The sequence below is a fragment of the Pseudomonas putida genome, from assembly GCF_030159595.1.
Lineage (GTDB): Bacteria > Pseudomonadota > Gammaproteobacteria > Pseudomonadales > Pseudomonadaceae > Aquipseudomonas > Aquipseudomonas putida_AC.
The window spans coordinates 578535-600366 of record NZ_BSKJ01000001.1 but is presented as its reverse complement, the minus strand read 5'-3'; the positions used below and the strand labels follow the sequence as shown (position 1 = coordinate 600366).

Sequence of the window (21832 nt, the reverse complement as noted above, 5' to 3'; positions counted from 1 at the left end):
TAAGCAGGGGCCGACCTTAGAAGGTCTGGCCCAGAGAGAATTGGAACACCTGGGTATCGGCATCGTCCGGCTTCTTCACCGGCATTGCCAAGCTGAAGCTCAGCGGGCCCAGTGCGGTAATCCAGGTCACACCAAGACCAACCGAGCTGGCCATGCCCGAGAAACCGACTTTCTCGCAATCAGGCTTGTTGCCGCAATTGGTGTCGAACACGTTACCGACGTCCCAGAACACGGAGGTGCGCAGCGAGCGCTGGTCCTTGACGAACGGCAGCGGGAACAGCAACTCGACACCACCTTGCACCAGCACGTTACCACCGAACGGCAACGGATCCTGGTCCGGGTCGCGGATGGTACCCGGCTTGCCACCCTCGGCCTCGCCGCGGCTAGGCGTACTGCGTGGGCCCAGGCTGCTGTCCTTGAAGCCACGGACGGAGTTGAAGCCACCCGCGAAGTAGTTCTCGTAGAACGGCAGGCCGGAGGTGCTGCCGTAACCGTCACCATAGCCCAGCTCAGTGTGCAGGCGCAGGGTGTAGTCGTTGGTGATCGGCTTGAACAGCTGACCACGGTAGTCGAGCTTGAAGAACGACAGGTCGCTACCCGGAATGGTGGATTCCAGAGTCAGGCTTTGCGAGTGACCACGGGTAGCCAGCACACCTTTGTTCAAGGTCGACTCGGACCAGCCGATCGAGGCCTTGAAGTTCAGGAAGTTGTCGCCTTCCTGTTCGAGGAAGTCGAAGATCTCGTCAACGGTGTACTTGCCGGTCTTGATCTTGTCCTGCTGCACGCTCAGGCCGTAGGTCAGGCGCGAGGTTTCGCTGATCGGGTAGCCCAGGCTGACGCCGGCACCGTAGCTGTCCACCGCATAGCTGGCCACGTCGACATCGAGGTCGTCGTAGTCGGTGCTGCGGTAGAAGGCGTTGTAGCCCAGGCTGACGCCATCGGCAGTGAAGTAGGGGTCCACGAAGCCGAAGTTGTAGCGGGTCTGGTATTCCGAACGGGTCAGGCCGACGGATACCTTGTTACCAGTACCGAGGAAGTTGCTCTGGCTGATCGAACCACCGAGGATCAGGCCGGCGCTCTGGGCGAAACCGACGCTGGCGGTGATCGAGCCGGAAGCCTGCTCTTCGACGCTGTAGTTGACGTCGACCTGGTCGTCAGTGCCTGGCACCGGCGGGGTCTCGACGTTGACTTCCTTGAAGAAGCCCAGGCGCTCCAGACGGGTCTTGGACTGGTCGATCAGGTAGGTCGACGCCCAGCCACCTTCCATCTGGCGCATTTCGCGACGCAGCACTTCGTCTTCGGTCTTGGTGTTGCCGCGGTAGTTGATGCGGTTGACGTAGGCACGCTTGCCCGGGTCGACCACGAACATGATGTCGACCGTGTGGTCCTGGTCGTTCGGCTGTGGCACGCCGTTGACGTTGGCGAAGGTATAGCCTTCGTTACCCAGGCGGCGGGTGATCAGCTCGGACGTGGTGGTCATCACCTTGCGCGAGAACACCTGGCCCGGCTGCACCAGCAGCAGCGACTTGACCTGGTCTTCCGGCACTTTCAGGTCACCGGACAGCTTCACGTCGCGAACGGTGTACTTCTCGCCTTCGTTGATGTTGACGGTGATGTAGACGTGTTTCTTGTCTGGCGTGATGGACACCTGGGTGGAGGCGATGTCCATGTTGATGTAGCCGCGGTCCAGGTAGTAGGAGCGCAGGCGCTCCAGGTCGCCGGAGAGTTTTTCGCGGGCGTACTTGTCGTCGTTCTTGAAGAACGACAGCCAGTTGGTGGTCTTCAGCTCGAACAGCTGCCCCAGGGTTTCATCGTCGAACACGTTGTTGCCAACGATGTTGATGTGCTGGATGGCAGCGACGGTGCCTTCGTTGATCTTGATCTTCAGCGCTACGCGGTTGCGCGGTTGCGGCACCACTTCGGCGTCGACCTCGGCCGAGTAGCGGCCCTGGGCCACATACTGGCGCTGCAGTTCGTTACGCACGCCTTCGAGGGTGGCACGCTGGAAGATCTCGCCTTCGGCCAGGCCCGATTGCTTCAGGCCCTTCATCAGGTCTTCGGTGCTGATTGCCTTGTTGCCTTCGATCTCGATGCTCGACACCGACGGGCGCTCGACCACGTTGATGATCAGCACATTACCATCGCGGTTCAGCTGGATGTCCTGGAAGAACCCGGTCTTGAACAGGGAACGGGTCGAGTCCACCAGGCGGCGGTCATCAGCCTGGTCACCGACGTTCAGCGGCAGGGCACCGAACACACTGCCGGCGGAAACCCGCTGCAGGCCGTTGACGCGGATATCGGAGATGGTGAAGGACTCGGCGTGAACTTCAGCGATCATCAGTGCGGACATGACCGCAGTTAGCAGCAGACGTTTCATGAAGTCCTTTAATTCCAACTGGCAATAAACAACCCGCCGCGACAACACGGCAGGTTCGCAATTGAGCGAAGCTTTATAGTCGACCCAGATCGTTGATCAGGGCGAGCAACATCACCCCTATGACCAAACTGATACCGATCTGGACCCCCCAACCTTGCACCCGATCAGACAGCGGACGACCGCGCGCCCACTCGACCAGGTAAAACAGCAAATGCCCCCCATCCAGTACCGGGATGGGCAGCAGGTTAAGAACCCCCAGGCTTATGCTCAGGTAGGCCAGGAAATTCAGGAAATCCCCCACACCGGACTGGGCTGAAGCGCCCGCCACTTTAGCAATGGTTATCGGTCCACTCAAGTTTTTTACCGAGAGCTCCCCGAACAGCATTTTCTTCAGCGACTCAAGGGTCAGGACGCTCATGTTCCAGGTGCGTGACAAGCCCTCACCCACCGCTTCCAGCGGGCCGTAGCTGACTTCGCGGAGCATGCTGGCAGGCCATTCGCCACCTTTTACCCCGGCACCCAGATAGCCACCGACTGCCTTGCCCTCGCCCTTGTGAGCCAGGGTCACCGGCAGATCCAGGACAGCACCATCGCGTTCCACACGCAAGGCGACCTTGGCATCCGGACGTGCGCGCACACTGTCGACAACCTGCTGCCATTCCGTCACAGCCATGCCATCGACGGCCAGCAGCTTGTCACCGGTTTTCAGGCCCGCAGCGGCAGCGGGTCCTTTCGGATCGATCTCGGCAAGCACTGGCACGATCGCCGGGCGCCAAGGGTGCAGCCCCAGGGACTGGATCGGGTCTGGCTCGTCAGCGCCCTTCAACCAGCTGTCCAGCTTGACCTGCAGTTGGCGCTCGGCGCTGGCACCTTCGTCGCGCACACCTACCTGCAAAGTACCGCTCTCGCCCAGGCGGCGAACCAGCTGCAGGTTGACCGCCGACCAACCGTTGGTCGGCTTGCCGTCGATAGAGACAATTTCCTGGCCGGCTGTCAGCCCGGCCGTTGCCGCCAGGCTGCCTGTATCGACTGCACCGATCACCGGGCGGACCTGCTGGGTGCCCAGCATTGCCAGCACCCAGAAGAACAGGATGGCCAGCAGGAAGTTGGCGATCGGGCCCGCCGCGACAATCGCGATACGCTGGCGTACCGACTTGCGGTTGAACGACTGCCCGGCCAGTGCGGGCGGCACATCGCCTTCGCGCTCATCAAGCATCTTGACGTAGCCGCCCAGCGGAATCGCCGCAACAACGAATTCGGTGCCGTGGCGATCATGCCAGCGCAGCAACGGCATGCCGAAGCCCACCGAGAAGCGCAGCACTTTGACACCACAGCGTCGCGCCACCCAGAAGTGACCAAATTCGTGGAAGGTGACCAGCACCCCCAGGGCCACGAGGGTGCCAATAATCATGTAGAGCGCTGTCATGTCCATCTCCGAATGATGTTCAGCGGGCCTGTATCAGCGACCGTGACGCCTCAGCCACTCACGCGAAAGCTCCCGGGCACGCTGGTCGGCGGCAAACACCGAATCCAGCGACGGCAGCGGCACGACGGGCTCCTGATCGAGCACTTGTTCGATCATACCCGCGATCTCCGGGAAGCGGATACGCCGCTCAAGAAATGCCTCCACCGCCACTTCGTTGGCGGCATTGAGCACAGTGGGTGCGCTGTTGCCGGCCTCGGCAGCCTGCCGCGCCAGACGCAGGCAAGGGAAGCGTTGTTCGTCGGGCGCCTGAAAATCCAGACGGGCGATGGCGAACAGGTCCAGCGGCGCGACCCCGGAGTCGATCCGCTCAGGCCAGGCCAACGCGTTGGCGATAGGCGTGCGCATATCCGGGTTGCCCAGCTGCGCGAGCACCGACCCATCTATGTAGTCGACCAAGGAGTGGATCACGCTCTGCGGGTGCACCACCACCTCGACCTTGGCCGGCGCGGCATCGAACAACCAGCAGGCCTCGATAAGCTCGAGTCCCTTGTTCATCATGCTGGCCGAATCCACGGAAATCTTGCGCCCCATGGACCAGTTGGGGTGCGCGCAGGCTTGCTCCGGGGTCACGTCCAGCAACGCCTCGACCGGCGTTTCGCGGAACGGACCACCGGAGGCAGTCAGCAGGATTCGACGCACACCGACGGCACTCAAGCCACGCGCATAGTCACCCGGCATGCACTGGAAGATCGCGTTATGCTCGCTGTCGATAGGCAGCAGCACGGCGCCATTGCGCCGTACCGCGTCCATGAACAGCGCGCCCGACATCACCAGCGCCTCCTTGTTGGCCAGCAACACCTTCTTGCCCGCCTCGACAGCGGCCAGCGTGGGGCGCAAGCCGGCGGCGCCGACAATGGCGGCCATCACGGCGTCCACCTCCGCCGCCGAAGCCACTTGGCAAAGCCCGGCCTCCCCCTCCAGCACATCAGTGGCACAACCGGCCCCGGCCAGGCCTTCGCGCAACCGTACCGCCGCCTCACTGCTCGGGACCACTGCGAACGCCGGGCGGTGGCGCACGCACAGCGCCAACAGCTCGTCGATGCGCGAGTAGCCACTGAGGGCAAATACCTGATAGCGGTCAGGATGCCGCGCAATCACATCCAGCGTGCTCAAGCCGATGGAGCCAGTAGCCCCGAGCACGGTAATACGCTGCGGGCGACTCACATCACACCCCACTCGGCAGCCCACAACAGCACGGCGAAGATCGGGATCGCTGCGGTCAGGCTGTCAATGCGATCCAGCACGCCACCATGGCCGGGCAGCAGGTTGCTGCTGTCCTTGATACCGGAGCGACGCTTGAACATGCTCTCGGTCAGGTCACCGACCACCGAGGACATCACCAGCAACGCAGCGCCCAGCAGGCCCAGCAGGATCTGACCAACACCCCAGTCGCGGCTGATGCCGACGCCCAAAGTAATCAACAGGCTGACGGCCAGACCGCCATACACGCCTTCCCAGCTCTTGCCAGGGCTGACCTGCGGGGCCAGCTTGCGTTTGCCGAAAGCCCTGCCAGAAAAGTAAGCGCCGATGTCGGCGGCCCATACCAGCACCATGACCGACAGAATCAGCCAGTTGCCCAACGGCCAGTGCTTGAGCAGCACCAACCCTTGCCAGGCTGGCAGCAACACCAGCAGGCCAATCAGCAACCGACAGGCGGCACTCGCCCACAGCTCGCTGCTGCGCGGATAGGTGAGCACCAGCCAGGTAGCCAGCCCCCACCAGATCACCGCAGCGCCCAGCACCCAAGGCGCCAGCTCCGGGAGGATATACAGCAGCATTAGCGCCCCGGCGACCACCAAGGCATAGGCAATGCGCAGCGGCTGGGCCATGAGCCCCGCCAGGCGCGCCCACTCCCAGGCGCCAAGGGTCACCACGAAGCCGATGAACAGGGCGAAATCCCCACCGTTGAGCAGGAAGAATCCGCCCAGCGCGACCGGCAGCAGGATCAGCGCAGTAATGATGCGTTGTTTAAGCATTAAGCACGAGCTCCAGCCTCGACCTGCTCGCTGGTCTTACCGAAGCGGCGCTGGCGCGAAGCGAAATCGGCCAGGGCATTGCGCATGGCCTCGTGTTTGAAGTCCGGCCAGTACAGGTCGGAGAAGTACAACTCGGCATAGGCCAACTGCCACAACAGGAAATTGCTGATGCGGCGCTCGCCACCCGTGCGGATGCACAGGTCCGGAAGCGGTAGCTCGCCGGTTGCCAGGCAGGTTTGCAGCAGGCCCGGGGTAATATCTTCCGGACGCAGGTGCCCGGCTTGCACTTCCCGCGCCAGCCGCTGTGCGGCTTGGGCGATATCCCACTGGCCACCGTAATTGGCTGCAATCTGCAGGATGAAGCGATTGTTGCCGGCGGTCAGCGCCTCGGCCTCGCGCATGGCGGCCTGCAGCTCAGGGTGGAAACGCGAACGGTCACCGATGATGCGCAGGCTGATGTTGTTCTCATTGAGGCGCTTGGCTTCGCGACGCAGTGCCGAGAAGAACAGCTCCATCAACGCACCGACCTCTTCGGCCGGACGCTGCCAGTTCTCGCTGGAGAAGGCGAACAGGGTCAATACTTCGACCCCGGACTGCGCGCACACCTCGATGACGGCACGCACCGCATCGACGCCGGCCTTGTGCCCGGCAACGCCGGGCAGCAGGCGCTTTTTCGCCCAGCGGTTGTTGCCATCCATGATGATCGCGACATGACGCGGCACCGAAGACGGTGCCGCCAACTTGGACTTTTCCATTAAAAAACCCCGGCCTTAGACGGCCATCAGGTCCTTTTCCTTGGCTTTGTATGCAGCATCGACTTCGGCAATGAACTTGTCGGTCAGCTTCTGGATCTCGTCCGCCGCACGACGCTCTTCGTCTTCGCTGATTTCCTTGTCCTTGGTCAGCTTCTTCAGGTCGCCCAAGGCATCGCGGCGCACGTTGCGCACGGCCACCTTGGCGTCCTCGGCCACGCCGCTGGCCTGCTTGGTGTAGCCCTTGCGGGTTTCCTCGGTCAGGGCCGGCATCGGCACACGGATGGTGGTACCGGCGCTGGACGGGTTCAGGCCCAGGTCGGAGGTGAGGATAGCCTTCTCGATGGCAGCGCTGAGGTTCTTGTCGTGAGCGACGATCTTCAGGGTGCGGGCATCTTCGACGGTGATCGCAGCGACCTGGTTCAGCGGCATTTCGCTGCCCCAGGCAGTGACCTTGACGGTATCCAGGATGCTTGGGTGAGCGCGACCAGTGCGGATTGCCGCCAAGTTGCGGCCAAGGGCCTCGAGGGACTTGGTCATGCGCTCCTGCGCGTCTTTCTTGATGTCGTTGATCATGCTTGGCCTTCCTCGATCAGAGTGCCTTCAGCGCCACCCACCACGATGTTCAGCAGGGCGCCAGGCTTGTTCATGTTGAATACCCGCAGTGGCATTCCGTGGTCGCGGCACAGGACGATTGCGGTCAGGTCCATCACACCCAGCTTGCGATCCAGGACCTCATCGTAGGTCAGGTGATCGAATTTCTCGGCGTGCGGATCCTTGAATGGATCGGCAGTGTACACACCATCGACCTTGGTCGCCTTCAGTACCACGTCGGCATCGATTTCGATGGCGCGCAGGCAGGCCGCGGAGTCGGTGGTGAAGAACGGGTTGCCGGTACCGGCGGAGAAAATTACCACATCGCCGGAGTTGAGGTGGCGAATAGCTTTGCGACGATCGTAATGATCGGTGACACCGACCATGGAAATGGCCGACATGACCAGGGCCGGGATGTTCGAGCGCTCCAGCGCATCGCGCATGGCCAGGCCGTTCATCACGGTGGCCAGCATGCCCATATGGTCACCGGTGACGCGGTCCATGCCGGCTGCGCTGAGCGCGGCGCCGCGGAACAGGTTGCCACCACCGATCACCAGGCCGACCTGGACACCGATCCCTACCAGCTGGCCAACTTCAAGGGCCATGCGATCCAGCACTTTCGGGTCGATCCCGAAGTCTTCCGAGCCCATCAGGGCCTCGCCGCTAAGTTTGAGCAAAATGCGTTTATAGCGAGGTTGGCGACCACTCACCTGCTGAGCCATTGCGAGTCTCTCCTGCGGCGTACTTTTAGAAAATTCGTGCGGGCTGTTTGCAGCCTGCTAACTGTAGCGTGGCACCGTTTTGGTGCCAGCGGCGGCGAGTTTTATAAACCCTTCGCCGTTTTGACAAAGAGGCTGCGCGCGTGAGCGGGCAGCCTCTTTGGGGCGACAGACGGGGCTGTCTTACTGCTTGGCAGCAGCCAGCTGGGCAGCAACTTCTTCAGCGAAGTTGTCGACCGGCTTCTCGATGCCTTCGCCTACTTTGAAGTAGGTGAACGAAACGATTTCAGCACCGGCTTTCTTGGCCAGCTCGCCGACCTTGACTTCCGGGTTCATGACGAAAGCTTGCTCTTTCAGCGAAGCTTCGGCTTTGAACTTGGTGATACGACCGTTGATCATGTTCTCAACGATGTTTTCCGGCTTGCCAGCGATCTTGTCGGCGTTCAGCTGCAGGAACACGCCCTTCTCGCGCTCGATGGCCTCGGCGGAGATTTCCGACGAATCCAGGAACTCTGGGTTCGAGGCTGCAACGTGCATGGCGATGTTTTTGGCCAGCTCGACGTCGCCGCCTTTCAGGACAACAACGGCACCGATCTTGTTGCCGTGCAGGTAGGCACCGACAACGTCACCCTCAACGCGCACCAGGCGACGGATGTTGACGTTTTCGCCAACCTTGGCAACCAGGGCTTCACGAGCAGCTTCACGCGAGGCGATCAGCGGAGCAGCGTCGGTCAGCTTCTGGGCGAAGGCTTCTTCGATGCTTTCAGCAACGAAGTTCTTGAAGTCGTCTTGCAGGGCCAGGAAGTCGGTCTGCGAGTTCACTTCCAGCAGGACGGCGGATTTACCGTCGGTCTTGACGGCGATAGCGCCTTCAGCAGCGACGTTGCCAGCCTTTTTGGCGGCCTTGATGGCGCCCGAGGCACGCATGTCGTCAATGGCTTTTTCGATGTCGCCGCCGGCCTTTTCCAGGGCCTTTTTGCAATCCATCATGCCTTCGCCGGTACGCTCGCGCAGTTCTTTGACCAGCGCTGCAGTAATTGCTGCCATTTCAAAATCCTCTTGGAAAGTTTTTCAACCATTCCACCCGCTCGTCACGGGCGTTCAATTCTGCGAATCCGCTGTTGTTATCTCAGCCAGCCCATCATGCAGGGCCCTTGCTGACAGCAGGATTTCAAGGTGGCAAAAAGGGGGCAAAGCCCCCTTTTTGCGTGCCAAGTAGACGCTAGCGCCTATTACTCAGCAGCAGGTGCAGCCGCTTCTTCAACATAGACTTCGGTGCCACCGGCAACATTGTTGCGGCCGCGGATGATGGCGTCGGCCATCGAAGTCATGTACAGCTCGATGGCGCGGATGGCGTCGTCGTTGCCTGGGATGATGTAGTCAACACCTTCCGGGCTGCTGTTGGTATCGACAACGCCGATAACCGGGATGCCCAGCTTGTTAGCTTCGGTGATAGCAATGCGCTCGTGGTCAACGTCGATCACGAACAGGGCATCAGGCAGGCCGCCCATGTCCTTGATACCACCCAGGCTGCGGTCCAGCTTTTCCAGATCGCGCGAACGCATCAGGGCTTCTTTCTTGGTCAGCTTGGCAAAGGTGCCATCTTCGGCCTGGGTTTCCAGGTCGCGCAGACGCTTGATCGAAGCACGGATGGTTTTGTAGTTGGTCAGCATGCCGCCCAACCAGCGGTGGTCAACGTATGGCGAACCAGCACGAGCAGCTTGCTCGGCGACGATCTTGCCGGCGGAACGCTTGGTGCCGACGAACATGATCTTGTTCTTGCCCTGAGCCAGACGCTCTACGAACGCCAGAGCGTCGTTGAACATTGGCAGGGTTTTTTCCAGGTTGATGATATGGATTTTGTTGCGCGCGCCGAAAATGTACTTGCCCATTTTCGGGTTCCAGTAACGGGTCTGGTGGCCGAAGTGCACACCGGCCTTCAGCATATCGCGCATGTTGACTTGGGACATGATAGTTCCTTGATAAGTCGGGTTGGGCCTCCACGCATCCCAATGACCAACCCGCAAATTCAAGAATCCGGGGCACCCAGGTCATCGTGTCGACACGTGTGTGGGTTTAGGCTTACGGGGTCGACCCCGAAAGCGGCGCATTTTATACCACAGACTGCGGCCGAACGGAACCCGGTTACTGTTGCGTCCGTCAGCGGCTTTTGCAGCACCCCGGCTTTCGCGCCAGAATGCCAGCTATGGACAACAGCATGGCCGCCTTTATCCCGACCGATCGGCGCCCTGCTCTGCTAGAATCCGGCCTTTCCCGTTTGTTCGCGCCGTGCACGGCGCCGTAGAGAGCCTGTAATGACCGTCACCATCAAGACCGCAGAAGACATCGAAAAGATGCGCATCGCTGGCCGCCTGGCCGCCGACGTGCTGGAAATGATCGAAGAACACGTCAAGCCTGGTATCACCACCGAAGAACTTGACCGCCTGTGCCACGACTATATCGTCAACGTCCAGCAGGCCATCCCGGCACCGCTCAACTACAAGGGCTACCCGAAGTCGATCTGCACCTCGATCAACCATGTGGTCTGCCACGGCATCCCCAACGACAAGCCGCTCAAGGACGGTGACACGCTGAACATCGACGTCACCGTGATCAAGGACGGCTACCACGGCGACACCAGCCGCATGTTCCACGTCGGCACCGTACCGGTGTGGGCCGAACGCCTGTCCAAGGTGACCCAGGAGTGCATGTACAAGGCCATCGAACTGGTGAAGCCGGGCTGCCGCCTGGGCGACATCGGTGAAGTGATCCAGAAGCACGCGGAAAAGAACGGCTTCTCGGTAGTACGCGAGTTCTGCGGCCACGGCATCGGCAAGGTGTTCCACGAAGAGCCGCAGATCCTCCACTACGGCCGCGCTGGCACCGGCATGGAACTCAAAGAAGGCATGACCTTCACCATCGAGCCGATGATCAACCAGGGCAAGGCCGACACCAAGGTACTGGGCGACGGCTGGACCGCCATCACCAAGGACCGCAAGCTCTCGGCCCAGTGGGAACACACCCTGGTGGTGACTGCGACCGGCTACGAGATCTTCACCCTGCGCAAGGACGACACCATCCCGCGCACCTCGGCCTGACCGTACCCCGATAGGCCACACCACGACAGGAACGTGACGCGATGCCCCAGGTGGACCCCGAGCTGTTCGATCGCGGCCAGTTCCAGGCGGAACTGGCCCTCAAGGCGAGCCCCATCGCCGCCTTCAAGAAAGCCATCCGCCAGGCAGGCGAGGTGCTCGACAGGCGTTTTCGCAGTGGCGGTGAAATTCGCCCGCTGATCGAAGCCCGCGCCTGGCTCGTCGACAACATCCTGCAACAGGCCTGGAACCAGTTCGACTGGGGCGACCAGAGCGGCATCGCCCTGGTCGCGGTGGGCGGCTACGGGCGTGGTGAGTTGCACCCGCACTCGGACATCGACCTGCTGATTTTGCTGGGCGCCGCCGAACACGAGCAGTACCGCGATGCCATCGAGCGCTTTCTCACCCTGCTGTGGGACATTGGCCTGGAAGTGGGCCAGAGCGTGCGCACCGTCGACGAGTGTGCCGAGCAGGCCCGCGCCGACCTGACGGTGATCACCAACCTGATGGAAAGCCGCACCATCGCCGGCCCCGAAGCCCTGCGCCAGCGCATGCTGGAGGTGACCAGCACCGCGCACATGTGGCCAAGCAAGGACTTCTTCCTGGCCAAGCGTGCCGAACTCAAGGCCCGCCACCACAAGTACAACGACACCGAATACAACCTCGAGCCCAACGTCAAAGGTTCGCCCGGCGGCCTGCGCGACATCCAGACAGTGCTGTGGGTAGCTCGCCGTCAGTACGGCACCCTGAACCTGCACGCACTGGCCGGCGAGGGCTTTTTGCTGGAAAGCGAGAACGAGCTGCTGGCCTCGTCCCAGGATTTCTTGTGGAAGGTGCGCTATGCCCTTCACATGCTGGCCGGGCGCGCCGAGGATCGCCTGCTGTTCGACCACCAGCGCAGCATTGCAACACTGTTGGGCTACAGCGACGAAAACCCGAAGCGGGCAATCGAGCAGTTCATGCAGCAGTACTACCGGGTGGTGATGAGCATCAGCCAGCTGTGCGACCTGATCATCCAGCACTTCGAGGAGGTCATCCTCGCCGACGATGACAGCGGCACCACCCAACCGCTGAATGCGCGCTTCCGACTGCACGATGGCTATATAGAAGCCACCCACGCGAACGTGTTCAAGCGCACGCCGTTCGCCATGCTGGAAATCTTCGTGCTGATGGCCCAGCACCCGGACATCAAGGGCGTGCGGGCCGATACCGTGCGCCTGCTGCGCGAGCACCGGCACCTGATCGACGACACCTTCCGCACCGATATCCGCAACACCAGCCTGTTCATCGAGCTGTTCAAGTGCGAAATCGGCATCCACCGCAACCTGCGGCGGATGAACCGTTACGGCATCCTTGGCCGCTACCTGCCGGAGTTCGGGCTGATTGTCGGGCAGATGCAGCATGACCTGTTCCACATCTATACGGTCGATGCGCACACCCTCAATCTCATCAAACACCTGCGCAAGCTGCAGTACACGCCGGTGTCCGAGAAATTCCCGCTGGCCAGCAAGCTCATGGGCCGCCTGCCCAAACCCGAGCTGATCTACCTGGCCGGCCTGTACCACGACATCGGCAAGGGCCGCCAGGGCGACCATTCCGATCTGGGCGCGGTGGATGCGAAGAAGTTCTGCGAGCGCCACCAACTGCCGGCCTGGGACAGCCGCCTGATCGTCTGGCTGGTGCAGAACCACCTGGTGATGTCGACCACTGCACAGCGCAAGGACTTGTCCGACCCTCAGGTGATCAACGACTTTGCCCTGCATGTAGGTGACGAGACACGCCTGGACTACCTCTATGTGCTGACCGTGGCCGATATCAACGCCACCAACCCCAGCTTGTGGAACTCGTGGCGGGCCAGCCTGCTGCGCCAACTCTACTCCGAGACCAAGCGCGCCCTGCGCCGTGGCCTGGAGAACCCACTGGACCGGGAAGAGCAGATTCGTCAGACCCAGTCGTCAGCGCTGGATATCCTTGTACGCGAGGGCACCGACCCGGACGACGTGGAGCAGTTGTGGTCACAGCTGGGCGATGATTACTTCCTCAAGCACACCGCCGCCGACGTGGCCTGGCACACTGACGCTATCCTGCAGCAGCCTGCCGATGGCGGGCCGCTGGTACTGATCAAGGAAACCACCCAGCGCGAGTTCGAGGGCGGCACGCAGATCTTCATCTATGCCCCCGACCAGCACGACTTCTTTGCCGTGACGGTGGCGGCCATGTCGCAGCTGAACCTGAATATTCATGACGCGCGGATCATCACGTCGAGCAGCCAATTCACCCTCGACACCTACATCGTGCTGGACAACGACGGCGGCTCGATCGGCGACAACCCGCAGCGGGTCAAGCAGATTCGCGACGGCCTGACCGAAGCGCTGCGCAACCCCGAGGACTACCCGACCATCATCCAGCGCCGGGTACCGCGCCAGCTCAAGCACTTCGACTTTCCGCCTCAGGTGACCATCCTCAACGATGCCCAGCGCCCGGTCACCATCCTCGAAATCACCGCGCCCGACCGCCCAGGCCTGCTGGCCCGGCTGGGGCGGATCTTCCTGGAGTTCGACCTGTCGCTGCAGAACGCCAAGATCGCTACCCTCGGCGAACGGGTGGAAGACGTGTTCTTCATCACCGATGCCGACAACCAGCCGCTGTCCGACCCGCAACTGTGCAGCCGCCTGCAGGAAGCCATCGTGCAGCAACTGCAGGCTGGCCAAGGTAGCGACGCCAGCCCGACCCGCGTGACCTTTTAACGATTAGACGATTGACGAGACCTTGCGCCGATGAACCATGCCTTGACCCAGCTTCAGCCCTACCCGTTCGAAAAGCTCCGCGCCCTGCTGGGCACTGTGAAGCCGGCGGCGGACAAACGCGCCATCGCCCTGTCGATCGGTGAGCCGAAGCACGAATCACCGGCGTTCGTCGCCCAGGCCATGGCCGACAACCTCGACAAGCTGGCGGTATACCCCAGCACCATCGGCCTGCCGGCCCTGCGCCAGGCCATCGGCCAATGGTGCGAGCGACGTTTTGGCGTGCCGGCCGGCTGGCTGGACGCCGACCGGCACATCCTGCCGGTCAACGGCACGCGTGAAGCGCTGTTCGCCTTTACCCAGGCCGTGGTCAACCGTGCCGATGACGGCCTGGTGGTCAGCCCCAACCCGTTCTACCAGATCTACGAAGGTGCAGCGCTGCTGGCCGGGGCTACTCCGCACTACCTGCCGTGCCTGGAAAACAACGGTTTCAACCCCGACTTCGACGCTGTACCGGCAGAAGTGTGGAAACGTTGCCAGATCCTGTTCCTGTGCTCGCCAGGCAACCCGACCGGCGCACTGGTGCCGATGGACACCCTGAAGAAGCTGATCGCCTTGGCCGACGAGCACGACTTCGTGATTGCCGCCGACGAGTGCTACAGCGAGCTGTACTTCGACGAAGACGCGCCACCACCGGGCCTGCTGACCGCTTGCGCCGAGCTGGGCCGCAGCGACTTCAAGCGCTGCGTGGTGTTCCACAGCCTGTCCAAGCGTTCCAACCTGCCGGGCCTGCGCTCGGGCTTCGTGGCGGGCGATGCCGAGATCATCAAGCCGTTCCTGCTGTACCGCACCTACCACGGCTGTGCCATGCCGGTGCAAACCCAGCTGGCCAGCATTGCTGCCTGGCAAGACGAGGCGCATGTGCGTGAGAACCGCGACCAGTACCGCGCCAAGTACGATGCCGTGCTGGACATCCTGCAGCCGGTGCTGGACGTGCAGCGCCCGGATGGCAGCTTCTACCTGTGGGCCAAGGTGCCGGGTGGCGATGCCGAGTTCACCCGCGACCTGTTCGAAGCCCAGCATGTGACGGTGGTGCCGGGGTCGTACCTGTCGCGTGAGGTGGACGGCGTGAATCCGGGTGCCGGGCGTGTGCGCATGGCGCTGGTTGCGCCGCTGGCCGAGTGCATCGAGGCGGCAGAGCGGATTCGCGCATTCCTGCAAAGCCGCTGATTCAACAATGCTGTAGTCTTGTGCAGAACCTGTGGGAGCGGGTTCACCCGCGAACACCGGCGCAGCCGGTGCCATGCACCGTGTTGTATTCTTCGCGGGTGAACCCGCTCCCACAGGGCTGCAAAGCAGCCCTCAATGGCCTACTTGACCGGTCCCAGGTTCGCCTCGCTCATATCCAACTCCCCCAGCACCTGGCGAACCACCTCATCTCCCACCTCGTGCTGGCGATGCAGGTTATACAGCTCCAGCCGCTGCGCCCGCAGCGCACGTAAGCGCAAACGCCGCTCCAGCAAGTCCATCTGTTCGGCCAGCGCCTTGGCCTCGGCACTGTCGTTATAGCTGTCCAGCTCATCCCGGTATTCCGCCATCAACCGCGCCTTCAGCTCGGTCGCCAGTGTCGCCTGCGCGGCGTCCTGCGGGGCATTGCTGTCAATGACCTCCTCAGCCTCCAGGGCATGGATCGCCGCCTCGGCCGTGCGCCGCCAGGCCTCCTGCACTTCCTGATGCAAACGTTCATCCGCGCTCTTGGTCACTCCGCGCAACAAGAACGGCAGCGCGATACAGGCGCTTATCAGCGACAACAGGATCACCCCTGCGGCAATGAAGATCAGCAAATCACGTTCCGGGAAGGCCTTGCCTGCCCCAATCAACAATGGAATAGACATCACACCGGCCAAGGTAACGGCACCGCGAACGCCACCCAGCGTCAGCAACCAGCAGGAGCGCGCCGTGGGCATCAGCACCAGCGCGGGCTTGCCGCGCCAGCGGCGGACCACGCCGATCGACCGCCAGATGCTCTGTACCCAGATGAACCGCAGCAAGATCAGTGCAGCAAAGATCGCCACTACATCCAGGCAACGGTAGGCCAGGGTCGGCCAAACAGTGGGTTCGTGGCTGACCACGGCCTTGATGATGTCCGGCAATTGCAGGCCCAGCAGCAGGAAGATCAGCCCATTGAAAGCAAACTCCAGCAGCGACCACACACTGCGGTTGAGCAGCCGCGTGCTGGTCTGCCGTGGCAACAGGTCGAGCCAGCTTTGCATCATGCCGGCCGCCACCGCCGAAAGGATGCCCGATACGCCCAGGCGCTCAGCCAGTACATAGGCGGCGAACGGCAGCAGCAACATGAACACGACGTGGGTGGCCGGGTCATCCCAGCCGCGGGCGATCATCCACGCGCGTAGCCGGCCGATCAGCCAGCTCAGGGCGACACCCACCGCCAGGCCGCCCAACGCCACCAGAGCAAAGGTGAAGCTCGCATCAGCCAGCGAGAACACCCCGGTGATTGCCGCCACCAGGGCAAACTTGAAGGTCACCAGGCCAGACGCATCGTTCATCAGCGCCTCGCCTTGCAACATGTGCATCAGCGGGGTGGGCAGTCGGTCCTGAGTGATGGCCGACACTGCCACGGCGTCGGTCGGCGACAGCACGGCAGCCAGGGCGAAGGCCACCGGCAGCGGGATGCTCGGCAGCAGCCAATGGATGAAATATCCGGCCCCGACCACGGTGAACAGCACCAACCCCACGGCCAGTGCCACCACCGGCCCGCGGATACGCCAAAGCTCGCGCTTGGGGATGCGCCAGCCGTCGGCAAACAGCAGCGGCGGCAGGAACAGGAACAGGAACAACTCGGGGTCCAGGGCCACATGCAGGCCCAGTGTCGGCCAGGCCAGCAAGGCGCCGGCGGCAATCTGCACCAGCGGCAAGGGCAGCGGAATCATGCGGCCAACCAGCTTCGACAGGCTGACCAGCGTCAGCAGGATGAGGACGGTGTAGGCGGACTGCATCCGGGAAAGCTTCCTTTATGAACCAGAAACGATAGCAGGGCGAAACATCGCCATTGAAACAATATGTTAGCGGCGAGCAGCGGTCTGGGGCCGCTGCACGATAGTCGCAGGTGGCCCTGGAATATGTAACATGATGATACTCATGAATGACGAAGCGGTTTAATGCGCTTGCTCAAGACTTGATCTGTCAGGAACCAGACGTATAATCAAGCTTAACGAATAACGTTAAGCATTCAAGCTCATGATTCGAAGCTTCAGCTGTAGCGAAACGGAAGCACTCTTCACGACTGGAAAGACAAGGCGTTGGTCAGATATCAAGTCGGTAGCGGAACGTAAACTGGCGATGCTCGATGCGGCATCAGAGCTGCGAGACCTTCGGTCGCCACCGGGCAACCGCCTGGAAGCGCTGAGCGGCAACCGTGTCGGCCAGCACAGTATTCGCATCAATGACCAATGGCGTCTGTGCTTCACCTGGACCGACAACGGGCCGATTAACGTTGAAATTATCGATTACCACTGAGGTGCACCATGCTCAAGAACGGTATGCGTCCCATCCATCCCGGTGAAGTCCTGCGGGAGGACTTCCAGAAAGAAATGGGCTTCAGTGCCGCAGCACTGGCCAGGGCATTGGGCGTTGCCACACCAACGGTCAACAATATCCTGCGCGAACGTGGCGGTGTTTCCGCCGACATGGCACTGCGCCTGTCCATCTGCCTGGACACCACCCCCGAGTTCTGGCTCAACCTGCAGACTGCCTTCGATCTGCGCACAGCCGAACAGCAACACGGCGATGAGATCATCGGGGCGGTACAGCGCCTGGTCGCTTGAACACACCTTGTTCATCAAACACGGGTGCCACGGGCGTGGCGCCACGATGTTCGTTCCCGCATAATCCCGCGACTGACATTCGGAAAACGGAGAGATTGGGGCAACCTGTGACCCCAATGCACACAATGACCTACACGCTCTACGGCATCAAAGCCTGTGACACCATGAAAAAAGCGCGTACCTGGCTCGAAGACAAGGCCATCGCCTACGAATTCCACGACTACAAGACCCAAGGCATCGACCGTGACAGCCTGAACCGCTGGTGCGACGAACACGGCTGGGAAGTCATCCTCAACCGTGCCGGCACCACCTTCCGCAAGCTGGACGACGCCAGCAAGGCCGACCTCGACCAGGCCAAGGCCGTCGAGCTGATGCTGGCCCAGCCGTCGATGATCAAACGCCCGGTGCTGGACCTTGGCGCGCGTACCTTGGTCGGCTTCAAGCCCGACCTGTACGCCGCTGCCCTGGCCTGAGCCCCTACCCTATTTCGCACGAGGTAATCACATGTCCAATACCCTGTTCAGCCTGGCCTTCGGTGTCGGCTCCCAGAACCGCCAGGGCACCTGGCTGGAAGTGTTCTACGCACAACCCCTGCTCAACCCAAGCGCCGAACTGGTCGCTGCCGTCGCCCCTGTGCTCGGTTATGAAGGTGGCAACCAGGCCATCGCTTTCAGCAACGCCCAGGCCGCGCAACTGGCCGAAGCCCTGAAAGGCGTTGACGCTGCCCAGGCCGCCCTGCTGACCCGCCTGGCCGAAAGCCACAAACCGCTGGTCGCTACCCTGCTGGCCGAAGACGCTGCCCTGACCTCTACTCCAGAGGCCTACCTCAAGCTGCACCTGCTGTCGCACCGTCTGGTCAAGCCGCACGGTGTAAGCCTGGCGGGTATCTTCCCGCTGCTGCCGAACGTGGCCTGGACCAACCAGGGCGCGGTCGACCTGGCCGAACTGGCCGAGCTGCAACTGGAAGCGCGCCTGAAGGGCGAGCTGCTGGAAGTGTTCTCGGTGGACAAGTTCCCGAAAATGACCGACTACGTGGTGCCAGCCGGCGTGCGTATCGCCGACACCGCGCGTGTGCGCCTGGGCGCCTACATCGGCGAAGGCACCACCATCATGCACGAAGGCTTCGTCAACTTTAACGCGGGCACCGAAGGCCCTGGCATGATCGAAGGCCGCGTGTCCGCTGGCGTATTCGTCGGCAAGGGCTCGGACCTGGGCGGCGGCTGCTCGACCATGGGCACCCTGTCGGGTGGCGGCAACATCGTCATCAAGGTGGGCGAAGGCTGCCTGATCGGCGCCAACGCCGGTATCGGCATCCCGCTGGGCGACCGCAACACCGTCGAAGCCGGCCTGTACATCACCGCTGGCACCAAGGTGAACCTGCTGGACGAAAACAACGAACTGGTCAAAGTGGTCAAGGCCCGCGACCTGGCCGGCCAGACCGACCTGCTGTTCCGCCGCAACTCGCTGAACGGCGCCGTGGAGTGCAAGACCCACAAGTCGGCCATCGAGCTGAACGAGGCGTTGCACGCCCACAACTGAGAACCTTTGCAGGTTTGAAGTGTTAAGATCGGGTCTGGCGTTCGCACGCCAGACCCGATTTTCATTCCAGGCCCCGTGAACATGTTCCAGCCCTCCCCCTGGCGTGCCGATTTCCCCGCCATCGCCGCCCTGCAACGGCAGCACCAGACCTACCTGGATAGCGCCGCCACCACCCAGAAGCCGCAAGCGTTGCTCGATGCCCTGAGCCATTACTACAGCCACGGCGCAGCCAACGTGCACCGAGCCCAACACTTACCCGGCGCACTGGCGACCCAGGCCTTTGAAACCAGCCGCGACAAGGTTGCCGCCTGGCTGAATGCCGCAGACTCACGGCAGATCGTGTTCACCCACGGCGCCACCTCGGCGCTGAACCTGTTGGCCTATGGCCTTGAACACCACTTCGAAGCCGGTGACGAGATTGCCGTCAGTGCACTGGAACACCACGCCAACCTGCTGCCCTGGCAACAGCTGGCGCACCGGCGCAACCTGCGTCTGGTGGTACTGCCGCTGGATGCCCATGGCCGCATCGACCTGGACCAGGCGCTGCAACTGATCGGCCCTCGCACGCGGGTGCTGGCCGTCAGCCAGCTGTCCAACGTGCTGGGCACCTGGCAGCCACTGCCGGCTCTGCTGGCCCATGCCCGCGCCCAGGGCGCGCTGACCGTGGTCGACGGTGCCCAGGGGGTGGTGCACGGTCGCCACGATGTGCAGCAACTGGATTGCGACTTCTATGTGTTCTCCAGCCACAAGCTGTATGGCCCGGACGGGGTTGGCGTGCTGTATGGCCGCACCCAGGCGCTGGAACGGCTGCGGCATTGGCAGTTCGGTGGCGAGATGGTGCAACTGGCCGAGTACCAGAGCGCCAGCTTCCGCCCGGCACCGCTGGGGTTCGAGGCCGGTACGCCGCCAATCGCGGGGGTGATCGGCCTGGGCGCAACCCTGGGGTACCTGGCCAGCCTGGACGCCTCGGCTGTCGAAGCCCACGAAACCAGCCTGCACCAGCACCTGCTGCGCGGCCTGGCCGACCGTGAGGGCGTACGGATACTGGGGGCACCACAGACGGCCCTGGCCAGTTTCGTCATCGAGGGGGTGCACAACGCCGATATCGCCCACCTGCTCACCGAGCAAGGGATCGCCGTGCGTGCCGGGCACCACTGCGCCATGCCGCTACTGAAAGGTTTGGGTCTTGAAGGCGCAATTCGCGTGTCGCTGGGCCTGTACAACGACAGCGATGACGTGCAGCGCTTCTTCGCTGCGCTGGATCAGGGCCTGGAGCTGTTGCGATGAGCATGCCGGAGCAAGCACGTCAGGCGCTGGAAGCGTTTGAACAGGGCAAGGGTTGGGAACAGCGAGCGCGGCTGCTGATGCAGTGGGGTGAGCGGCTAGAACCGCTGGCTGACAGTGAAAAGACCGAAGCCAACCGGGTACATGGCTGCGAAAGCTTGGTATGGCTGGTGGCCGAGCAGGCCGAGGGCTTGTGGCAGTTCAAGGCCAGTAGCGATGCACGCCTGTTGCGTGGGCTGCTGGCGTTGTTGCTGGTGCGGGTGCAGGGGTTGGCCAGTGAAGAGCTGGCTGGGCTTGATCTGCGTGAGTGGTTCTCTCAGCTGGGGCTGGAGCGTCAGCTGTCGCCGTCACGCAGCAACGGGCTGCATGCAGTGCTGCAGCGGATGGCAGAGTTGGCGTCCTGTTGAATCGGCGCTGGCTTCTTCGCGGGTAAACCCGCTCCCACAGGGACCGCGCAGTGTTCAGGCTAGCGCTGTACCTGTGGGAGCGGGTTTACCCGCGAAGAAGCCCACGCAACTCATTCAGGTTTGAGCCGTTCCGAAGGCCGCCGCGCACCGGCTACCAGCTTCTCGATCGCCTTGCTCGCCGCCACCATGCCAAAGGTCGCGGTCACCATCATTACCGCGCCAAAGCCACCCGAGCAGTCCAGCCTCACACCCTCACCCACGAAGCTCTTCTGCAGGCAAACGCTGCCATCCCCCTTGGGGTAGCGCAGCTGCTCGCTGGAGAACACGCACGGCACACCATAGTTGCGGCTGACATTGCGCGAGAAGTTGTAGTCGCGGCGCAAGGTGGAGCGCACCCGCGAGGCCAACGGGTCGTTGAAGGTCTTGTTCAGGTCGGCAATCTGGATTTGTGTCGGGTCGATCTGCCCACCCGCACCACCCGTGGTGACAATGGCGATCTTGCGCCGCCGGCACCAGGCGATCAGCGCCGCCTTGGCCATGACGCTGTCGATGCAGTCGATCACGCAATCGAGGTGCTCGGTGATGTACTCGGCCATGGTCTCGCGGGTAACGAAGTCGGCCACCGCATGCACCGTGCACGCCGGGTTGATCGCCCGCAGGCGTTCGGCCATCACCTCGACCTTGGGCCGCCCCACCTGGCCTTCGAGGGCATGGGCCTGGCGGTTGGTGTTGCTGACGCACACATCGTCGAGGTCGAACAGGGTGATCTCGCCCACACCGCTACGCGCCAACGCTTCGGCCACCCACGAGCCCACTCCGCCAATACCGACCACACCCACATGGGCCTGGCCCAGGCGTTGCAGCCCTTGGCCGCCGTATAACCGGGCAACGCCGGCGAAGCGTGGATCTTCTGTGCTCATCTTCATACCCCAAAAAACCGGCGCGCATTATATGCCAGCCGGCCCATGGCCTGCATCGTTAGGAAAGACACTGCCAACCCTGCTTTAATGTCCT

The 21832-nt window shown here is 62.3% G+C and carries 20 protein-coding genes; 9 read left to right on the top strand and 11 right to left on the bottom strand.

Going from position 1 to position 21832, the window contains the following annotated elements; all coding sequences use genetic code 11:
- Positions 1 to 16 precede the first annotated feature (16 nt).
- The 9 genes from bamA to rpsB all read right to left on the bottom strand — a co-directional run bounded on the left by bamA (position 17) and on the right by rpsB (position 9874).
- Positions 17 to 2377 carry an outer membrane protein assembly factor BamA gene (gene bamA / locus QQL85_RS02740; RefSeq protein WP_284368761.1) on the bottom strand — a complete coding sequence of 787 codons (2361 nt, stop codon included), beginning with the start codon at positions 2375 to 2377 and terminating at the stop codon, positions 17 to 19.
- Positions 2378 to 2450: 73 nt separating this feature from the next.
- Entirely contained in the window at positions 2451 to 3803 is a 1353-nt protein-coding gene (gene rseP, locus QQL85_RS02735; protein WP_284355081.1) for an RIP metalloprotease RseP, read from the bottom strand.
- 33 nt (positions 3804 to 3836) lie between these two features.
- On the bottom strand, positions 3837 to 5027 hold the full coding sequence (ispC, locus tag QQL85_RS02730; protein ID WP_284355080.1) for a 1-deoxy-D-xylulose-5-phosphate reductoisomerase: 1191 nt from the start codon (positions 5025 to 5027) through the stop codon (positions 3837 to 3839).
- Entirely contained in the window at positions 5024 to 5839 is an 816-nt protein-coding gene (locus QQL85_RS02725) for a phosphatidate cytidylyltransferase (RefSeq protein WP_284355079.1), read from the bottom strand. Before QQL85_RS02725 ends, ispC begins: the two co-directional genes overlap by 4 nt.
- Positions 5839 to 6594, bottom strand: a complete 756-nt coding sequence (uppS, locus tag QQL85_RS02720; protein ID WP_284355078.1) for a polyprenyl diphosphate synthase — start codon at positions 6592 to 6594, stop codon at positions 5839 to 5841. The genes QQL85_RS02725 and uppS overlap by 1 nt, the downstream gene beginning before the upstream one ends.
- 15 nt (positions 6595 to 6609) lie before the next feature.
- A complete protein-coding gene (gene frr, locus QQL85_RS02715) occupies positions 6610 to 7167 on the bottom strand; it encodes a ribosome recycling factor (RefSeq protein ID WP_060512640.1) in 558 nt (185 codons plus the stop codon).
- The gene (pyrH, locus tag QQL85_RS02710; RefSeq protein WP_012270836.1) at positions 7164 to 7907 is read right to left on the bottom strand and encodes a UMP kinase; all 744 of its coding nucleotides are present in this window, start codon (positions 7905 to 7907) and stop codon (positions 7164 to 7166) included. The genes frr and pyrH overlap by 4 nt, the downstream gene beginning before the upstream one ends.
- Before the next feature lie 180 nt (positions 7908 to 8087).
- The gene (tsf, locus tag QQL85_RS02705; protein ID WP_284355077.1) at positions 8088 to 8951 is read right to left on the bottom strand and encodes a translation elongation factor Ts; all 864 of its coding nucleotides are present in this window, start codon (positions 8949 to 8951) and stop codon (positions 8088 to 8090) included.
- A gap of 185 nt (positions 8952 to 9136) precedes the next feature.
- Positions 9137 to 9874 carry a 30S ribosomal protein S2 gene (gene rpsB, locus QQL85_RS02700; protein WP_012270834.1) on the bottom strand — a complete coding sequence of 246 codons (738 nt, stop codon included), beginning with the start codon at positions 9872 to 9874 and terminating at the stop codon, positions 9137 to 9139.
- A 345-nt stretch (positions 9875 to 10219) separates the two neighbouring features.
- On the opposite strand from rpsB, the gene map reads away from it, so the two are divergent.
- Genes map through dapC form a run of 3 tightly spaced genes read left to right on the top strand, consistent with a single transcriptional unit; the run spans position 10220 to position 14973 of the window.
- Entirely contained in the window at positions 10220 to 11002 is a 783-nt protein-coding gene (gene map, locus QQL85_RS02695) for a type I methionyl aminopeptidase (RefSeq protein WP_152959005.1), read from the top strand.
- A 41-nt stretch (positions 11003 to 11043) separates the two neighbouring features.
- A complete protein-coding gene (locus QQL85_RS02690; protein ID WP_284355076.1) occupies positions 11044 to 13746 on the top strand; it encodes a [protein-PII] uridylyltransferase in 2703 nt (900 codons plus the stop codon).
- A 30-nt stretch (positions 13747 to 13776) separates the two neighbouring features.
- Positions 13777 to 14973: a succinyldiaminopimelate transaminase gene (gene dapC, locus QQL85_RS02685; protein WP_284355075.1), complete on the top strand. Its 1197-nt coding sequence runs from the start codon at positions 13777 to 13779 to the stop codon at positions 14971 to 14973.
- A gap of 140 nt (positions 14974 to 15113) precedes the next feature.
- Here dapC and QQL85_RS02680 read toward each other — a convergent pair whose 3' ends face one another.
- A complete protein-coding gene (locus QQL85_RS02680) occupies positions 15114 to 16760 on the bottom strand; it encodes a Na+/H+ antiporter (RefSeq protein ID WP_284355074.1) in 1647 nt (548 codons plus the stop codon).
- A 241-nt stretch (positions 16761 to 17001) separates the two neighbouring features.
- Here QQL85_RS02680 and QQL85_RS02675 point away from each other — a divergent pair, with 241 nt between their 5' ends.
- From QQL85_RS02675 to QQL85_RS02650, 6 genes are all read left to right on the top strand, one after another.
- Positions 17002 to 17280 carry a type II toxin-antitoxin system RelE/ParE family toxin gene (locus QQL85_RS02675; RefSeq protein ID WP_284355073.1) on the top strand — a complete coding sequence of 93 codons (279 nt, stop codon included), beginning with the start codon at positions 17002 to 17004 and terminating at the stop codon, positions 17278 to 17280.
- An 8-nt stretch (positions 17281 to 17288) separates the two neighbouring features.
- Positions 17289 to 17588, top strand: a complete 300-nt coding sequence (gene graA, locus QQL85_RS02670; RefSeq protein ID WP_105946806.1) for a type II toxin-antitoxin system antitoxin GraA — start codon at positions 17289 to 17291, stop codon at positions 17586 to 17588.
- 125 nt (positions 17589 to 17713) lie between these two features.
- On the top strand, positions 17714 to 18061 hold the full coding sequence (locus QQL85_RS02665; protein ID WP_003252272.1) for an ArsC family reductase: 348 nt from the start codon (positions 17714 to 17716) through the stop codon (positions 18059 to 18061).
- A gap of 31 nt (positions 18062 to 18092) precedes the next feature.
- The gene (dapD, locus tag QQL85_RS02660) at positions 18093 to 19127 is read left to right on the top strand and encodes a 2,3,4,5-tetrahydropyridine-2,6-dicarboxylate N-succinyltransferase (RefSeq protein ID WP_284355072.1); all 1035 of its coding nucleotides are present in this window, start codon (positions 18093 to 18095) and stop codon (positions 19125 to 19127) included.
- An 81-nt stretch (positions 19128 to 19208) separates the two neighbouring features.
- A complete protein-coding gene (locus QQL85_RS02655; RefSeq protein ID WP_284355071.1) occupies positions 19209 to 20414 on the top strand; it encodes a cysteine desulfurase in 1206 nt (401 codons plus the stop codon).
- On the top strand, positions 20411 to 20818 hold the full coding sequence (locus tag QQL85_RS02650; protein WP_284355070.1) for a SufE family protein: 408 nt from the start codon (positions 20411 to 20413) through the stop codon (positions 20816 to 20818). Before QQL85_RS02655 ends, QQL85_RS02650 begins: the two co-directional genes overlap by 4 nt.
- 110 nt (positions 20819 to 20928) lie before the next feature.
- Here the strand turns inward: QQL85_RS02650 and tcdA are convergent, their stop codons facing one another.
- A complete protein-coding gene (gene tcdA, locus QQL85_RS02645; protein ID WP_284355069.1) occupies positions 20929 to 21738 on the bottom strand; it encodes a tRNA cyclic N6-threonylcarbamoyladenosine(37) synthase TcdA in 810 nt (269 codons plus the stop codon).
- Positions 21739 to 21832: the final 94 nt, after the last annotated feature.

Coding starts and splice junctions, on each gene's coding strand:
- bamA (WP_284368761.1), bottom strand. CDS start 2,377: ATGAAACGTCTGCTGCTAACTGCGGTCATGTCCGCACTGATGATCGCT.
- rseP (WP_284355081.1), bottom strand. CDS start 3,803: ATGACAGCGCTCTACATGATTATTGGCACCCTCGTGGCCCTGGGGGTG.
- QQL85_RS02725 (WP_284355079.1), bottom strand. CDS start 5,839: ATGCTTAAACAACGCATCATTACTGCGCTGATCCTGCTGCCGGTCGCG.
- uppS (WP_284355078.1), bottom strand. CDS start 6,594: ATGGAAAAGTCCAAGTTGGCGGCACCGTCTTCGGTGCCGCGTCATGTC.
- frr (WP_060512640.1), bottom strand. CDS start 7,167: ATGATCAACGACATCAAGAAAGACGCGCAGGAGCGCATGACCAAGTCC.
- pyrH (WP_012270836.1), bottom strand. CDS start 7,907: ATGGCTCAGCAGGTGAGTGGTCGCCAACCTCGCTATAAACGCATTTTG.
- tsf (WP_284355077.1), bottom strand. CDS start 8,951: ATGGCAGCAATTACTGCAGCGCTGGTCAAAGAACTGCGCGAGCGTACC.
- rpsB (WP_012270834.1), bottom strand. CDS start 9,874: ATGTCCCAAGTCAACATGCGCGATATGCTGAAGGCCGGTGTGCACTTC.
- map (WP_152959005.1), top strand. CDS start 10,220: ATGACCGTCACCATCAAGACCGCAGAAGACATCGAAAAGATGCGCATC.
- QQL85_RS02690 (WP_284355076.1), top strand. CDS start 11,044: ATGCCCCAGGTGGACCCCGAGCTGTTCGATCGCGGCCAGTTCCAGGCG.
- dapC (WP_284355075.1), top strand. CDS start 13,777: ATGAACCATGCCTTGACCCAGCTTCAGCCCTACCCGTTCGAAAAGCTC.
- QQL85_RS02680 (WP_284355074.1), bottom strand. CDS start 16,760: ATGCAGTCCGCCTACACCGTCCTCATCCTGCTGACGCTGGTCAGCCTG.
- QQL85_RS02675 (WP_284355073.1), top strand. CDS start 17,002: ATGATTCGAAGCTTCAGCTGTAGCGAAACGGAAGCACTCTTCACGACT.
- graA (WP_105946806.1), top strand. CDS start 17,289: ATGCTCAAGAACGGTATGCGTCCCATCCATCCCGGTGAAGTCCTGCGG.
- QQL85_RS02665 (WP_003252272.1), top strand. CDS start 17,714: ATGACCTACACGCTCTACGGCATCAAAGCCTGTGACACCATGAAAAAA.
- dapD (WP_284355072.1), top strand. CDS start 18,093: ATGTCCAATACCCTGTTCAGCCTGGCCTTCGGTGTCGGCTCCCAGAAC.
- QQL85_RS02655 (WP_284355071.1), top strand. CDS start 19,209: ATGTTCCAGCCCTCCCCCTGGCGTGCCGATTTCCCCGCCATCGCCGCC.
- QQL85_RS02650 (WP_284355070.1), top strand. CDS start 20,411: ATGAGCATGCCGGAGCAAGCACGTCAGGCGCTGGAAGCGTTTGAACAG.
- tcdA (WP_284355069.1), bottom strand. CDS start 21,738: ATGAGCACAGAAGATCCACGCTTCGCCGGCGTTGCCCGGTTATACGGC.